The following is a 15,752-nucleotide window of genomic DNA, read 5'->3' as shown; positions in this document are numbered from 1 at the left end:
TATGATAAAACGCCATCCGCCCTTCCATCCTCGCGCACGCAGACCCATGTTTCACGGCAGATCATGGGTTAGGCACAGCGGGATTACAGGGTGGGCACACAAGGCCGACGAACCGCATCGACCCCAATTTATATGTCCCTTCTGAACTGACTTTTTATCTTTATTGGCTTCAGCTGCTTGAGCGACAGTGATTCCGTCGGCACGCCTCAAGGACATGCAAACTGAATAGGTCAAACCAAGTTGGCGCGAAGAATATCACGTCAGGGCTTACCCGCGCGTCTGTTCCCGACTTGTAGGAGCCGGCTTGCCGGCGATGGCGGTCTTGGGCCTTGCATCGATCGTTCGGGCGCCATCGCTGGCAAGCCAGCTCCTATGGGTGAACGCCTGCGGGTAGCCTCGTAGGGGCGACTATACTCATCGGGTTTCCCTGGTGAAGCTTTGAGGAGTTGTCATGAGCGACAAAGACGATCTGCGCAAGTATTCCTCCCAGGTCATCGACGGCATCGAAGCCGCCCCCGCACGCGCCATGCTCCGCGCCGTGGGCTTCACCGATGAAGACTTCAAGAAGCCGCAGATCGGCATTGCCTCGACCTGGGCGATGGTCACGCCCTGCAACATGCACATCGACAAACTGGCGATCGAGGCGGAAAAAGGCGCGAACGCGGCGGGTGCAAAAGGGGTGATTTTCAACACCATCACCATTTCCGACGGTATCGCCAACGGCACCGAAGGCATGAAGTATTCGCTGGTGTCCCGCGAGGTGATTGCCGACTCCATCGAAGTGGTGGTCGGCTGCGAGGGCTTCGATGGGCTGGTCACCGTCGGCGGTTGCGACAAGAACATGCCGGGCTGCCTGATCGGCATGGCGCGGCTGAACCGTCCTTCGATCTTTGTGTACGGTGGCACCATTCGACCGGGTGCCGGCCACACCGACATCATTTCCGTGTTCGAAGCCGTGGGCCAACATGCGCGTGGCGACATCAGCGAAATCCAGGTCAAGCAGATCGAGGAAGTGGCGATCCCCGGCCCCGGTTCCTGCGGCGGCATGTACACCGCCAACACTATGGCGTCGGCCATCGAGGCGCTGGGCATGAGCCTGCCCGGTTCCAGTTCCCAGGACGCCATCGGCGGCGACAAGGCTTCGGACAGTTTTCGCGCCGGCCAACAGGCCATGGAACTGCTCAAGCTGGACCTCAAGCCACGCGACATCATGACCCGCAAAGCCTTCGAGAATGCCATCCGCGTGGTCATCGCCCTCGCCGGCTCGACCAACGCCGTGCTGCACCTGTTGGCCATGGCCAATGCGGTGGACGTCGAGTTGACGCTGGATGATTTCGTCGAGTTGGGCAAGGTTTCCCCGGTGGTCGCCGACCTGCGCCCCAGCGGGAAATACATGATGAGCGAACTGGTCGCCATCGGCGGCATTCAACCGTTGATGAAGCGCATGCTGGCCGCCGGCATGTTGCATGGCGATGTGTTGACCGTCACCGGCAAGACCCTCGCGCAAAACCTGGAAAACGTGGTCGACTACCCCGAAGGCCAGGACGTGATCCTGCCCTTCGACCGGCCGATCAAAAAGGATTCGCACCTGGTGGTGCTGCACGGCAACCTCTCGCCCACCGGCGCCGTGGCCAAGATCACCGGCAAGGAAGGCCTGCGCTTCGAAGGCACGGCTCGGGTGTACCACGGTGAAGAAGGCGCGCTGGCGGGCATTCTCAACGGTGAAGTGCAACCCGGCGAAGTCATCGTGATTCGCTACGAAGGGCCCAAGGGCGGGCCCGGCATGCGCGAGATGCTGTCGCCGACCTCGGCGGTCATGGGCAAGGGCTTGGGCAAGGAAGTGGCGTTGATTACCGACGGGCGCTTTTCCGGCGGTTCACACGGGTTTGTGGTCGGGCACATCACCCCGGAGGCCTTTGAGGGCGGGCCGATTGCGCTGGTGGAGAATGGCGACAGGATCACCATCGATGCCGAAACCCGGCAGATCACGGTCGATGTGTCCGACGCTGAACTGGCCGAGCGCAAATCGCGCTGGGTTCGGCCGGAGTCGAAGTACAAACGCGGGGTGTTGGCCAAGTATGCGAAGACTGTTTCCAGTGCTTCAGAGGGGGCGGTGACGGACAAGTATCTTTAGGGTGCTTGATCCAGCGTTGCTTGAGCTATTGCCATCGCGAGAGCGATCAGCGTTGCCAGTTGGCTTTTTTCCTTCACTCCATGCTAGGTTGTACGATGACTGATGAATTCGCGCTCAGTCATTTCTAACCCCCTACAAAAACAAGGAATCGAAGATGAAAAAAACAACACTGCTGATCGGTTTTCTGTGCCTGTTCAGTGGCTACGTCGCCGCCTCCACACCGGCCGCAGACCAGGACGTGGCACAAGCGGTCGACCATCTGACCCAGGCCATGCTGCACAAGGACATTGCCGAACTGAACGCCCTGACCGCGCAGAACCTGACTTATGGGCACTCCAGCGGCAAGGTCCAGGACAAGAAGGCATTCATCGCCGACATCGAATCCGGCAAAAGCGCCTTCAAGACGCTGGAGATGCAGAACCAGACCATCACGCTCTCGGGTGACGTCGCGCTGGTTCGCCACCACTTCTCCGCGCAAGCCATCAAAGGCACCGACGTGGTACCGACCGAAATCGAAAATTTCCAGATCTGGCAGAAGCAGGACGGCAAATGGCTGTTGGTGGGACGTCAGGCGTTCAAGTTCTGATGCCTGAGTAGATTCACCCCTGCCTAATAGGCGACGCCAACCTGTGGCGAGGGAGCTTGCTCCCGTTGGATTGCGCAGCGATCCCTGTTTTGGGGCCGCTTCGCTGCCCAACGGGAGCAAGCTCCCTCGCCACAAATGCAGTGTCACATCGGATTATCAGGTGTTGGTCTTGAGCTTGGTCCACAACCGCGCCGGATTGCCTGACCCTGTTCGAAGAAGCGCTGGTGCCGGTGTGCGCCCCGGGGCTGGGCACTCCGACGCCGCCGCGCGGGGCGAGGGGGTGGCGATGACCGACATGACCCTGGCCGGCGAATCGATGACCCTGTGGTGATGATGGCATTCGACCGCATGCCCCTGTAGGAGCAAGCTTGCTCGCGATGGCGGTGTGTCATTCAGCGGATTTGCCGGCTGTTAGTCCATCGCGAGCAAGCTCGCTCCTACAGGAATGAATTCCATTCCAGGCATCTGCCGGTTCAATCATCCTCATGCAACTTGATTCCCCGCTTATGCAATACATAGGGCACCAGTAGCACCAGCAACGTCAGCCCCAGGAAAAACGCCGAGATCGGTTGCGTCAGGAATATCGTCCAGTCGCCCTCGCTGATCGACAACGCGTTACGCAGTTGCTTCTCGGCCATTGGCCCGAGCAGCATGCCGACGATCACCGGCGCGACCGGGAAGTCGAAACGCCGCATCAGCACCCCGCCCCAGCCAATCCCCAGCATCAGCAACAAATCGAAGGAAGAGTGGCGCATGCCGTACACGCCGATGGTGGCGAACACCAGAATCCCGGCATTGAGGTACGGTCGGGGGATTTGCAGCAACTTGACCCACAGCCCCACCAACGGCAGGTTCAGCACCAGCAGGATGAGGTTGCCGATGTACAGCGAGGCCACCAGGGTCCAGACCAGATCGGCAGACGTTTCGAACAGCATCGGCCCCGGTTGCAGGTTGTAGTTCTGGAACGCCGCCAACAGGATCGCCGCCGTGGCAGACGTCGGAATGCCCAGGGTCAGCAACGGCACCAACGATCCCGTCGCGCTGGCGTTGTTCGCCGCTTCCGGGCCGGCGACGCCTTCGATGGCGCCCTCGCCTTTGTTGGCGGAAAACTCCTTGGGATACTTGCTGAGTTTGCGTTCGGTGGAGTACGACAGAAACGTCGGAATCTCCGCGCCACCGGCCGGAATCGAACCGAACGGAAAACCGATCAGCGTGCCCCGCAGCCATGCCGGCACCGAGCGTTTCCAGTCGGCGCGGGTCATCCATAACGAGGTCAGGCGGTGCCGGCCTTCATTTGACTCCGTCTGATAAAGCAGGTTGTACAACGCCTCGCCGACGGCAAACAAACCCACCGCCACCAGCACCACTTCGATGCCGTCGACCAGTTCGGGAACCCCGAGGGTGTAGCGGGCAATGCCCGAGGTCGAATCCAACCCGATCAGGCCGATGGTCAGCCCGATACCCAGCGAGGCGAAGCCGCGCAGCATGGAGGCGCCGAGCACCGCCGACACGGTGGTGAACGACAACACCAGAATCGCGAAATATTCCGTCGGGCCAAAGTTCAGCGCCAACTTGGCCACGACCGGTGCGAACAGCGTCAGTAAAATCGTCGCGATGGTGCCGGCCACAAACGAGCCAATTGCAGCCGTGGCCAACGCGGGGCCGGCGCGCCCGTTGCGGGCCATCAGGTTGCCTTCCAGCGCCGTGACCATGGACGACGATTCGCCGGGCGTGTTGAGCAGAATCGAAGTAGTCGAGCCCCCGAACTGCGCGCCGTAATAGATACCGGCAAACATGATCAAGGCGCCGGTGGGGTCAACCTTGGCGGTGATCGGCAGCAACAACGCCACCGTCAGTGCCGGGCCGATACCGGGTAACACGCCAATGGCCGTGCCGAGCAGACAGCCGATGAAGCCCCACATCAGATTGATCGGCGTCAGCGCCGCCGAAAACCCCATCGCCAGGCTTGCAAGAATGTCCACGGTGTCAGTCTCCGTTCAGATCCAGGCGTTGATCAGCGGCGGCAGGGACACGCCGAGCCCGGCGTTGAACAGCCAATAGATCGGCAGCGTCAAGGCGATGCCGATGGCCAGGTCCCGCAACGGGTGACGGCTGCCAAAACCCCGTGCGGCACAGACAAACAGCAACCCGGCGGACAATACGAAGCCGATGAAATTGATCAGCACCGCCACGCCGACAAGCCCCGCCGTCACCCAGGCTGCACCGGTTTTTCCGCCCGGCACCGTCGCGGTTTCGGTGTTGTCCAACTCGCGGAATCCACCGGTCACCGCCTGATAACCCAGCAACACGCCGACCCCGCCGAGAAAACCCGTCACCGCATAGGGATAGACGTAGGCCGGGAGGATGACGAAGCCCATTTCCGGCGGAAAGCGAAACGCGCCCACTGCGAGCACGATGCTGATGGCGATCAGGCCGATGCCGATCGCCAACTGTGCTGGTACGACGCTGCGCATTCCGGCCATTTCAAAGCAGCCCGACCTTGACCAGCATGGCGCGCAACCGCACGTGCTCTTCTTCGACGAACTTGCCGAAGTCATCACCGGTCAGCACGCTCGGCGTCCACGCGTTGGTTTGGAGGTTGTCCTGCCAGACTTTGGCCTTGCTGGCCGCCACCACCGCATCGGTGACTTCTTTACGCTGCTCGGGCGTGAGACCCGCCGCACCGTAGACACCGCGCCAGTTGCCGATGATCACGTCGTAGCCACTTTCCTTGAGCGTCGGTGCATCAATCCCGGGCACCCGTTCCGGCGCGCCGATGGCCAGCACGCGGAATTGTCCGGCCTTGATGTATTGGCCCAACTCGGCATAGCCGCCAGTGATCACTTTGAGTTGGCCGCCCAACGCCTGGGCAACCACTTCACCGCCCCCGCCGAACGCCACGTAGTTGACCTTGTTGACCGGGACCTCCAGTTTGCCCGCCAGCTCGGCGATGCCGATGTGGTCAATCGAGCCCTTGGAGCCACCGCCCCAGGTAATGCTCGTCGGTTTTTCCTTGAAGGCCTTGATCAAGTCGTCGAGGGTCTTGAATTCCGATTCCTTGCGCACCGCGATCACGTTGTACTCGGTGAACAACCGGGCAATCGGCGTCACGTCCTTCAAGGTGATGGGCGGTTTGTTCTGTTCGATGCCCGCGACCATGATCGCGCCCACCACCAGCAGCGCATTCGGGTCGCCCTTGGTGCTGTTGGCAAACTGCGCCAGGCCCAATGTCCCGCCGGCGCCGCCCTTGTTTTCGAAGGTCACGGATTTCGCGACGTTGGCTTCAACCAACGCCTTGCCCAACACCCGGGCGGTCTGGTCATAACCGCCGCCGACCGAGCCCGGGGCCATGAACTTGACCGTATCGAGCGCCAGGGCTGGCGTGATGAGTGCGGCAGTGGTGACGCCGACGGCCACTAACTGACTGAATCGACGAAATAAAACGGACATGGGTTGTTCTCCCGAATGAATTGTTTTTATAGGTGCCGTTTGTCCATCGAGCGCAAGCCTCTGCGGCGCTTTTGAACATGGGCCTGCGGACAAGCGTAGGTCATGGCGCCAGTGACTGCCTGCTCTGCCCAGCACGGGTCACAGCCGGATACATTCTTTTGAGACGAGTGCGCACAATGCTGACTGACCATCTTGCGCTTCATCGCTCGAAGCTCCTTCAGCCAAAAAAACCTCGACCGTGCGTGTCTTGACCTAACCTCATAGGTTTAGTGGCCCACACCCATCGAGCTAGCCTATGTGCAATGCGTTGAAATCGCTGATGTTCGTCGTGTTCGTGGTTTTCGGGCTGAGCAGCCCAATGCTGTTGGCGACGCCCCTGCTCGACGCACCTGCCGACCGTTTGACCCCGCCCTCCATCAGCCTTTCCGACAGCGAACTGCTGACACTGCAAAACCAGCTCGACAATCTCAAGCAGCAGGTTTCCAAGGCCGCCAACTACACCCAGCTTGAAGGCTCGCAAAATGTGGTGCAGGCGTTGATTCAGGAATTGGATCGCCTGACGACAGCGCTGCTGCCCGAACAGGCGCAACTGCAAGCCCAACTCAATGTGCTGGGTCCGGTGGCGACCGACGAAGGTGGGCTGGTGACATCCGCCATGGCGTCCCAAAGAGCGGCGCTGAGCGAACAAAAGAATAAGGTCGATGGTCAGCTCAAAACCCTGGCGGCGCTGAAACAAAGTGCAGCCGAACTCATCACCCAGATTGCCGGGTTCCGCCGCAGTCTGCTGGAAACAGAGGTGACCCAACAGACCAGCAGCATTCTGAGTCCGCGGTTCTGGTCACCCTTGTTTGATCTGCCGCAGGACGACCGCCAGCGGTTCATCGCCCTCATCCAGCAACTCAAGACCACGCACGAGGCGGCCTGGCAACCCGGCCAGCGCTTGATCACGGCCGGCCTGCTCCTGCTGGCGCTGGTCATATGGACCGTGGGGCGCAGACTCGCCGATCGGGCGCTGACCTGGTTGTGCATTCATCGCATGCCGGAAGGCCGATTGCGCCGCAGCTCTCTGGCCCTGGCTTCCGTCATAGCTACCCTGTTGACCGCGGGGTTAGCCCTGGAACTGGTGCATTTTGCCGGCACCCGCCAGTTGCCTTTCACCCCGCTGATTGCCGATCTGGCCGAATACCTGGAAAAACTGGCCTATACCTGTGTGCTGATCACCGGTTTGAGCCGTGCCCTGCTGTCGACGCAACATCCCACCTGGCGCCTGCCCGCCATTGCCGATTCCGTGGCACTGGAGATCGAGCCCTACCCCCAAATACTGGCCGCCCTGTTGCTGGTGATGGTGACGCTGGTGCAGATGGGCAATGTCACCGGCATGAGTTCCGAGATCGTGCTGTTTGGCCGGGGCATCGTGGCATTGGTGGTAACACTGGTGATCGGTTCCCTGCTGCTGCACGTCAGCAAGATCCGCCGAACGCTCGCAGCGGCCGGTGAGGCGCCGGAAGCTTTCACGACGTTCGCCGGGCTGATTTACGCCTTTGCTGGCATTTCCGTGGTGGTTTCCCTGTTCGCCCTGTTGATTGGCTACGTGACAATGGCCAGGTTCATCACCTACGAATTGGTGTGGATCTACATCATTTCAGCCGGTTTCTACATGCTCACCCAGGTGTTCACGGACACCTGCGAATACGTTTTTTCCCCCAAACAGCCCACGGGCAAAGCCATCAAACAATTGCTGGGCATCGGCAATCCACGCCTGGAGCAAATCTGCACCGTGCTGTCCGGCGTCGGCCGCGCCGCGTTGATGCTGATTGCGATCATTGCGCTGTTTGTCGGCGGTGTCGGTACGACACTCAGCCAACTGGTGACCAACACTTTTTCCATCCTCGGCGGTGAAGGGCTGCGCAAGCTCAACATCGTCCCGGACAACCTGCTGCATGCCTTTCTCGCCCTGGTCATCGGCATCTACCTGATTCGCTCATTACGCCGCTGGCTCGACAACGAGTTCCTGCCGAAAACCGAAATGGACCCCGGCATGTGCGCGTCACTGAGCACGCTGTTCGCCAACCTCGGCTATGCCTCCGTGGTGCTGCTGACGCTGTCGTCGCTGGGGATCAAGTGGACCAACCTGGCGTGGATCGTCAGTGCCTTGTCGGTGGGCATCGGCTTCGGCTTGCAAGAGATCGTCAAGAACTTCATCTCCGGCCTGATCCTGTTGACCGAGCGCCCGGTCAAAGTCGGCGACCTGATCAGCATCAGCGGCGTCGAGGGCGACATCCGCCGAATCAACGTACGCGCCACGGAAATCCAGCTCGCCGACCGCTCGATCGTGATCGTGCCCAACTCGCAGCTGATTTCGCAGAACTTGCGCAACGTCACGCTGGGCGGCAGCGCCCAAGGGGTAGCGACACTGGAATTGATGTTCCCGTTGGGCATCGACCCGGAGCAAGTGCGCAGCCTGCTGCTGGACACCTACACCGAACACGAATCCATCCTGGAAAAACCGGCGGCGTTCGTGCGCTTCAGCCAACTCAAGCCTGAGGGCATCACGTTGACCATCACCGGTTACGTCGCCAGCCCGCGCATGGTCGGGGCGATCAAGAGCGAGCTGCTGTTTGAAATTCTCAAGCGGCTGGGTGCCGCCGGGATCGAACTGGCGAAACCGCCAGCGGCGTGACGCACATCCCCGTAGGAGCTGCCGAAGGCTGCGATCTTATGACCTTGATGTTAAAAGATCGCAGCCTCGTTGCACTCGACAGCGCCTACAGGTTTATCAATGGGCGATACACACCGACTTCAGCTCGGTGTAAGCCTCGATCACCGCACGACCGAACTCGCGGCCCATGCCCGATTGCTTGACGCCGCCGAATGGCATGGCCGGGTCGAGCAGTACGTGGGCGTTGACCCAGACCGTACCGGCTTCGATGCGCGGCACCAGGTTCATGGCTTTGCCCAGGTCGTTGGTCCACAGGCTGGCGGCCAGACCGTAGCGGTTATCGTTGGCCAGGGCGATGACGGCATCTTCGTCGTCGAAAGGCATCACGCCCAGCACCGGACCGAACACTTCTTCGCGGGCCACGGCCATGCTGTGATCGATGTCGGCCAGAATGGTCGGCTGCACAAAGAAGCCATCGCCTTCCAGCAATTCGCCACCGGTAACCACGCGTGCACCTTCCTGGCGGGCCAGTTCGATGTGTTTGAGCACGCTTTGTTGTTGCTTGCGCGACACCAACGGGTTGATCGCGGCGTCGCAGTTCATGCCGTCGCCGATTGGCATCGACGATACAGCCGCCGCCAGGGCTTCAACGAATTGGTCGTGGATCGAGCGGTGCACGTAGAAACGCGAGGCCGCCGCGCACACCTGGCCGTTGTTCAGCAGACCGCCAAGGATCGCGCCTTGGACGGCTTTTTCGATGTCGGCATCGGCGAGCACGATCATCGGGTTCTTGCCACCCAGTTCCAGGGAGAAGCGCGTCATGTTCGCCATGCACGCCACGCCAACGCTTTTGCCCACGGCGGTGGAACCGGTGAACGACACTTTGCTCACCAGCGGGTGCGCAGTCAGCACACCACCGACCGAAGCACCGCCACCGGTGACGACGTTGAACACGCCTGCCGGAATGCCGGCTTCCAGGGCCAGTTCGGCCAGGCGCATCGCGGTCAGCGGGGTTTCCATTGCGGGTTTGATGATCACGGTGCAACCGGTGGCCAGTGCCGGCATCAGTTTCCAGGCCGCAATCAGCAACGGGAAGTTCCACGGCACAATGCCGACCACCACACCCACTGGCTCACGCTTGGTGAACGCGGTGAACTTGGCACCCGGTGGCAGCGGGATCGACACGTCGAAGGTCTGGCCTTCGATCTTGGTCGCCCAGCCGGACATGTAGCGCATGAATTCCACGGTGGCGTTCAGGTCCAGCGCACGGGCCATGTTGATCGACTTGCCCTGGCTCAGGGTTTCCAGTTGGGCCAGTTCTTCGGCGTGCTCTTCGACCAGACGGGTGAAGTTCAGCAGGATGCGCTCACGATCTGCTGGACGCAGGCTCGACCACACACCGGATTTGAACGCCTTGTGCGACGACTGCACGGCACGCTCGACGATGTCCAGCGGTGCATCGAGGGTTTCGCACAGGGTTTTCCCGGTGGCCGGGTTGACCACGGCGATACGGTCGCCTTCGGCCAGTACCCATTGCCCGTCGATGAAGCAGCCATGCTCGCGTTCGAGGAATGCAGCAACCTGCGGCAGAATTTCAACGTTGCTCATGAATCACCTTTCGTTCAAATGTAGGAGCCGGCTTGCCGGCGAAAGCGTCTTGACGGACGGTGCAAGCCAGCGCCTACAGGGGGTGGTTGGTTGTCAGTCGGTAATCCGGCTGATCAGTGTTGTTCTTTGAGGAAGCACACGACCGCCTGGCGATCGTCGGCGGACGCCAGGCCCATGTACGGCATGTAAGTGCCGGGCACGAAGGCCTGGGGTTGGGTGATCAGTTGCGCAATGTTCTCGGCCTGCCAGCTGACGTCTTTGTCACGCATGGCCTGTGAGTAGCTGAAACCCTCCAGCGAACCCGACTTGCGCCCGTAAACACCGGACAGATTCGGCCCCATCATGCCCATCGTGCCCTTGGCCACCGCGTGGCAGACGCCGCATTCATTAGCGAACACTTCAGCGCCACGGCGCGTGTCCGGCACACACTCGGCGGCAACGACCGCTTGAGCCAGGGTGAAGGACAGCAAACCAACCAAAGACAAACGCAACGAGGTGAACATAGGAAACGACCTTGAAAATCCACGCACCCGCCACCAGACGAGCGCCAACACTAAAAATGCCGAGGCAACGGTGCTTCGGCAGGTTGGTAAGGATTGTCGGTGGTCGCCGCCACACAGGTTTTGCCCTGCGTGCCAGTTGTGTTGGCGGTTGTGCCAGATTGCGGCCCCCCTGCCGGACGGTGACCTTTAATGGACCTAGCGCAAGGCCGCGGTTGTCCTCAGTATTTTAGTTCCAGAATGTCGTAGTCCGCTTCTGGCTTTAAGCCATGTTCTGACAACACCTCATCAAGTTCATCCGCCGGCATATTTTTATAGCGATTCAACTTGGCCAGTGCTCTTAGCAATGGAGGCGACCGATTTATCGACCTGCCACCCTTATAAGTTTCTGAACTACCAGAATCAAAATCAAGTATTTCGTAGCCAGGCATATTTAACATTAGGAAGTCCCTTTGCAGGGTCGGGTAGAGCATCCAGGCCGCCCCCTCCCCGATCTGCAATTCCGCTTTGCGCTTTTGAGAGTGCGGCTATGCACAGTAATGAGCCATGTTCAAGCTCATCGTCAAAACAAGGAACACTTCGAAAATATTCGCATTTCATTATTGAGTACTCGCCGATTAGAGGAAGCACCACTCGAATCAAGTGACACGCCTACATCTAATAACTTCAGAAGAAGTATGCAAGAGAATATTTTTTTGCGCGTAGGCACTTTCACTCAACAATAAAAGACACCTCCCACAAGATTTCAGGAAAGACATTTCGCCCAACAACACAAACTTAAAACAGCATCAGCGATGGTTTTTTTCAAGACATTGAAAACAGGTATCAAAGTTGACTACCCACTGAAACACAGCGAACGATGCTGACCGTCATCCATCTGTAGGACGAAGCAGGAAACGTCCGATTTTTCAGAGAATTTATTTTTTGTGCTCTTTCATCTTTTTTTGCCATTGCTTTGAAAAAGCCTGATCGGATAAGTCAGCTCGCATACCGCTTGCGATACTCACCCGGCGCAACACCAAACCGCGCCTTGAACGCCGTGGAGAAATAGCTCGAATCGTTGAAGCCCCACTCATAGCCCAGCGCACACAGCTTGCCCTCGCCCCGGGCATGGCGCAGTTGTTCGGCACAGAGGTCGAGACGGCGGTTTTTCACGTATTGCGCGACCACCAGGCCGTGTCGGGAAAACAGCCGATACAAACCGCGCACGGAGACGCCAACCTGCGTCGCCAACCATTCCGGGCACAGTGCTTCGTCACCGATATGCTCATCAATAGAGCGTAACGCCTTGCGGAAGGTGCGTGCCTGGGGGGAATCGTCCACGTCGCTCGCCCCCATCGCCGGGCGCAGCAGGCTGATCACGGCGTCCAGCGTCGCTTCGCTTTCGGCATGGCTAAGGCGCTGTTCCGTTGAGCCGAGGATCAGGCGCTTGGCGAGCCCGGCCATCGGGGCCGAGGCCGGTATGCGCTGCGCCGGTTTCACCGTGGTAAAGCGCAACTGCTGCTCCACCCGCTCGCGCGGCAGGATCAATGACAGCTGGCGGGCGTTGTTGCGGTAGACGAAGTTGCTCGGACGAGTCGAATCGATCAGCGTGATATCCCCCGGCATCAGGGTGATGCAACTGCCCTGCTGCTCCATGACCGCTTCGCCGGCAAGTTGGAACGCTGCGTAATAATGCGCGCCCTCGCCCTGATCGATCTCGTGCTGAGTGCGGAATAATTGAGCCTGGGACACGTCGACGAAACTCATCTTCAGTTCACCGCTGCGGTACTCATCGATCGAACCCGCGAACTGCGGGCCCAACAGATTGGCACTGAAACACCCGCAGACCTGGTTGACCTTGTCGAGCCACTGATCAAAGCGCTCGACCTGTTGTGCATTGCTCATCACAGCCTCATCCATCGCATTATTCGCTGCGAGGCGCCCTGCACGTTTCGTTCCCGCCCTGCTCCGCCCGCAAACTTCACGGCCTCCAGGCAAAAGCGTGCGCGATAACCGCGCAACGCCCCAAACGGCGCACCAAAACCTGACGACATGGCAACGCGCCATGCAATCTGGCATGCACAACCAACTAATTGGCAAACAGGGAAAAGGCCAAATAAAAGTCGCGCCGTAGTATCCGGACAGACCGCAAACCTGCGCTCAAGAACAAGAACGGATGCCACACCATGCTCAAGTCCCCCTTGCTTCGTCTCTCGACGCTCGCGCTGATGATCAGTGCCGGCAATGCCGGCGCGTATGAACTATATGCCGATGACGACAGCCACCTGAACGCTACCCTCGAAGCCGTGTTCGGCATTTTCCACAGCCAGGAAAACTACGCCCTGTCCGGTCGCCTCAGCGAAGGTTCATCGTCGTGGCGCGAGGGCTACATCAAATACGGCTTGAGCTTCGATCAAGGCCTGGGCGGTGTGGGTACCGCGTACGGTGCGGCGAACATGCTCAGTTCCGGCACCTGGGGCGACGGCGATGCCGCCGGCTTCACCGATGGCTCGGAACGCACCACCAAGTTCGAAGACGCTTACCTCGGCTGGCGCTCGGCCGATCTGTTCGGCGCATTGGGCAGTGACGGCATCGACGTCTCCTTCGGCCGCCAGAACATTGTGGTCGGCGACGGCTTCCTGATCGATGGCGACGCACTGAACCTGGGTAACGGCCTGGCCGACGGCGAATTCAACCGTGGCGGCGCCTACTACCTCGCGGCGCGCAAGGCATTCGACGAAACGGCTGTGCTGCGTATCGGCGGCAAGGAAGGCTGGCGCAGTGACCTGATGTGGCTCAAGTCCAACAACCGTGGCCAGGCCATGACCGAAATGTACGTCGGCACCCTGGAGCACGTGGCCGAGGCCGGCACCGTTGGCCTGACCTACGTCGACACCACCGATGTCGATGAACAATACGCCTCGCCAATCCAGCTCGAACGCGACGGCATGAAGACCTACAGCCTGCGTGCGGCGGGCAACGCCGGGGTGAAGGACCTGTTCTTGTCTGGTGAATACGCCAAGCAGGACAAACCTCACACCGCCACCGAAGACGCCTGGTACCTGGAAGCGGGCTGGACCTTCTCCGACGCAGTCTGGACACCGAGCGCCAGCTACCGCTACAGCCGTTTCTCGGAAGGCTATGACACCCTGTTCTACGGTTTCAGCCGTGGCTACGGCACCTGGTTCCAGGGTGAAGTGGCGGGCAACTATGCCGGGCCGTTCAACAGCAACTCGCGCATCCAGAACGTCACGCTGAAAGTCGCGCCGCTGGAAAACCTGAGCGTTGGCGCGATGTACTTCAACTTCGACACCATCGACCGCAACCTCGGCAACACCGATGGCCACGAAGTCGACCTGTACGCCGAATGGCACGTCAACGACCACCTGACCGTGATGCCGCTGGTGGGTATCTACCAAGCGGACAAGAGCGCGGAAAACGGTGGGACCCAACTGGGTAACAACGACCAGAACGTCTACGCCCAGGTGGTGTTCGCTACCGGTTTCTAATCTCGGCCGTGGGCAGTGGCCACGCCATTGCCCACGTGGAAAAAGGTATTTCCATGCACAAAACCTTCCTGACGATCCAGAGCAAGATCGCCCTGCTCGCCGGACTCTGCCTGCTGTTGGTCGTGGGCTTGCTGATGGGGTTGTCGCTGTATCAAACCCACAAAAGCAGCCAGCAAGTGGCCGATGCCAGCAGCGGCATGCTCGCCAGCGCTGCCAAGGAACACATGCAGGCCCTTGGCACCGTCCAGGCCATGCAAGTGCAGCGCACCTTCATGCAAACCCACGAATACGGCCAGGGCTTATCGCGCTATTTGCTGTACCTGCGACAACTGCAACACCAGGGCAATCTGACCCGCCAACAACTGCGCCAGGAGCTGAGCACCCAGCTTCATCAGGCACTCATCGACAAGCCCGACCTGCTCGGGCTTTATGTCATTTTCGAACCCGATGGACTGGACGGCGCCGACGCCGGTTTCGTCAATCAAGCCGCGTTGGGCAGCAACGAAACCGGTCGCTTCGCCCTGTATTGGGTGCAAAGCAAACCCGGCGAACTGCAAGCGGTCATCGGCGACGAAGGCCTGCTCGCCAACACCGAGCCGGGGCCGAGCGGCGCACCGTACAACGCCTTCTACACCTGCGCCCGCGACACCCGCCAGGCCTGTGTGTTGGAGCCGTATTTCGATGAAGCCTCGGGCAGCCGCAAACTGGTGACCAGTGTGGCGTTCCCGCTACTGGAGAACGGCAACGTCATCGCCGTGGTCGGGCTCGACATCAACCTCGCCGCCCTGCAACAAAACAGCGAAGCCAGCGCCCGCGAACTGTTTGATGGCAACGGTCAGATCAGCATCGTCAGCCCGCACGGGGTGATTTCCGCCGATAGCCAGGACGTCGCTCGCCTCGGTCAGCCGATGGACAATGCCGAGGTCATGGACAGCCTGCGTCAGGGGCAGGCCAAGGTGTTTGTCGATGCGCAGCACATTAAAGTCCTCGAACCGCTGGCGCCGATTGCCGGGGCCGCACCGTGGGGTATTTTGGTGGGTGTGCCGCAGAGTGTGTTGCTGGCACCGGTCACCACCTTGCAAAAAGAACTCGACGCCCAAGGCGTGCAAAGCACCGCGCTGGAACTGCTGCTCGGCGGTGGCTCGGCCCTGCTCGGTCTGCTGTTGATCTGGTACACGGCGCTGCGCATTACCCGGCCGCTGCAGATGCTGACCAAGGTCATGGAAGATATTTCCCTCGGCGAAGGCGATTTGACCCGGCGCCTGCAAGTGCAATCGCGGGATGAAATCGGTCAGCTGGCCACAGCCTTCAATCGCTTTGTCGA

General features: G+C 60.1%; 12 protein-coding genes and 1 pseudogene. 6 read left to right on the top strand and 7 right to left on the bottom strand.

Annotated elements, in window-relative coordinates; all coding sequences use genetic code 11:
• Window positions 1-451 precede the first annotated feature (451 nt).
• The 3 genes from ilvD (at window position 452) to CKW19_RS09810 (ending at window position 3,051) form a co-directional block, all read left to right on the top strand.
• On the top strand, window positions 452-2,134 hold the full coding sequence (gene ilvD / locus CKW19_RS09820; protein WP_095057727.1) for a dihydroxy-acid dehydratase: 1,683 nt from the start codon (window positions 452-454) through the stop codon (window positions 2,132-2,134).
• A gap of 154 nt (window positions 2,135-2,288) precedes the next feature.
• The gene (locus CKW19_RS09815; RefSeq protein WP_095057726.1) at window positions 2,289-2,720 is read left to right on the top strand and encodes a nuclear transport factor 2 family protein; all 432 of its coding nucleotides are present in this window, start codon (window positions 2,289-2,291) and stop codon (window positions 2,718-2,720) included.
• 169 nt (window positions 2,721-2,889) lie between these two features.
• Window positions 2,890-3,051: a hypothetical protein gene (locus tag CKW19_RS09810; protein WP_371856341.1), complete on the top strand. Its 162-nt coding sequence runs from the start codon at window positions 2,890-2,892 to the stop codon at window positions 3,049-3,051.
• Window positions 3,052-3,193: 142 nt separating this feature from the next.
• Here CKW19_RS09810 and CKW19_RS09805 read toward each other — a convergent pair whose 3' ends face one another.
• From CKW19_RS09805 to CKW19_RS09795, 3 genes are read right to left on the bottom strand one after another with little or no spacing between them, the layout of a single operon-like run.
• Entirely contained in the window at window positions 3,194-4,702 is a 1,509-nt protein-coding gene (locus CKW19_RS09805) for a tripartite tricarboxylate transporter permease (protein WP_095057725.1), read from the bottom strand.
• A gap of 15 nt (window positions 4,703-4,717) precedes the next feature.
• Window positions 4,718-5,203, bottom strand: a complete 486-nt coding sequence (locus CKW19_RS09800) for a tripartite tricarboxylate transporter TctB family protein (protein ID WP_095057724.1) — start codon at window positions 5,201-5,203, stop codon at window positions 4,718-4,720.
• 1 nt (window position 5,204) lies between these two features.
• The gene (locus CKW19_RS09795; RefSeq protein WP_095057723.1) at window positions 5,205-6,170 is read right to left on the bottom strand and encodes a tripartite tricarboxylate transporter substrate binding protein; all 966 of its coding nucleotides are present in this window, start codon (window positions 6,168-6,170) and stop codon (window positions 5,205-5,207) included.
• Between the two features lie 295 nt (window positions 6,171-6,465).
• Here CKW19_RS09795 and CKW19_RS09790 point away from each other — a divergent pair, with 295 nt between their 5' ends.
• Window positions 6,466-8,850, top strand: a complete 2,385-nt coding sequence (locus CKW19_RS09790) for a DUF3772 domain-containing protein (protein WP_095057722.1) — start codon at window positions 6,466-6,468, stop codon at window positions 8,848-8,850.
• A 96-nt stretch (window positions 8,851-8,946) separates the two neighbouring features.
• Here the strand turns inward: CKW19_RS09790 and CKW19_RS09785 are convergent, their stop codons facing one another.
• The 4 genes from CKW19_RS09785 to feaR all read right to left on the bottom strand — a co-directional run bounded on the left by CKW19_RS09785 (window position 8,947) and on the right by feaR (window position 12,824).
• Window positions 8,947-10,437, bottom strand: coding sequence for an aldehyde dehydrogenase family protein (locus CKW19_RS09785; RefSeq protein WP_095057721.1), 1,491 nt, complete (start codon window positions 10,435-10,437; stop codon window positions 8,947-8,949).
• 113 nt (window positions 10,438-10,550) lie between these two features.
• On the bottom strand, window positions 10,551-10,940 hold the full coding sequence (locus CKW19_RS09780; RefSeq protein ID WP_095057720.1) for a cytochrome c family protein: 390 nt from the start codon (window positions 10,938-10,940) through the stop codon (window positions 10,551-10,553).
• Window positions 10,941-11,158: 218 nt separating this feature from the next.
• Window positions 11,159-11,410, bottom strand: coding sequence for a hypothetical protein (locus CKW19_RS09775; protein ID WP_095057833.1), 252 nt, complete (start codon window positions 11,408-11,410; stop codon window positions 11,159-11,161).
• Between the two features lie 505 nt (window positions 11,411-11,915).
• Window positions 11,916-12,824 carry a transcriptional regulator FeaR gene (feaR, locus tag CKW19_RS09770; RefSeq protein ID WP_095057719.1) on the bottom strand — a complete coding sequence of 303 codons (909 nt, stop codon included), beginning with the start codon at window positions 12,822-12,824 and terminating at the stop codon, window positions 11,916-11,918.
• Window positions 12,825-13,105: 281 nt separating this feature from the next.
• On the opposite strand from feaR, the gene CKW19_RS09765 reads away from it, so the two are divergent.
• Both CKW19_RS09765 and CKW19_RS29460 read left to right on the top strand, forming a co-directional pair.
• A complete protein-coding gene (locus CKW19_RS09765; RefSeq protein ID WP_095057718.1) occupies window positions 13,106-14,428 on the top strand; it encodes a hypothetical protein in 1,323 nt (440 codons plus the stop codon).
• Window positions 14,429-14,481: 53 nt separating this feature from the next.
• Window positions 14,482-15,750: pseudogene (locus CKW19_RS29460) on the top strand (HAMP domain-containing protein); the annotation flags it as partial.
• Between the last annotated feature and the right edge of the window lie 2 nt (window positions 15,751-15,752).

This window comes from Pseudomonas sp. Irchel s3f7 (genome assembly GCF_900187615.1).
GTDB lineage: Bacteria > Pseudomonadota > Gammaproteobacteria > Pseudomonadales > Pseudomonadaceae > Aquipseudomonas.
This window is presented reverse-complemented; position numbering and strand designations above follow the sequence as displayed.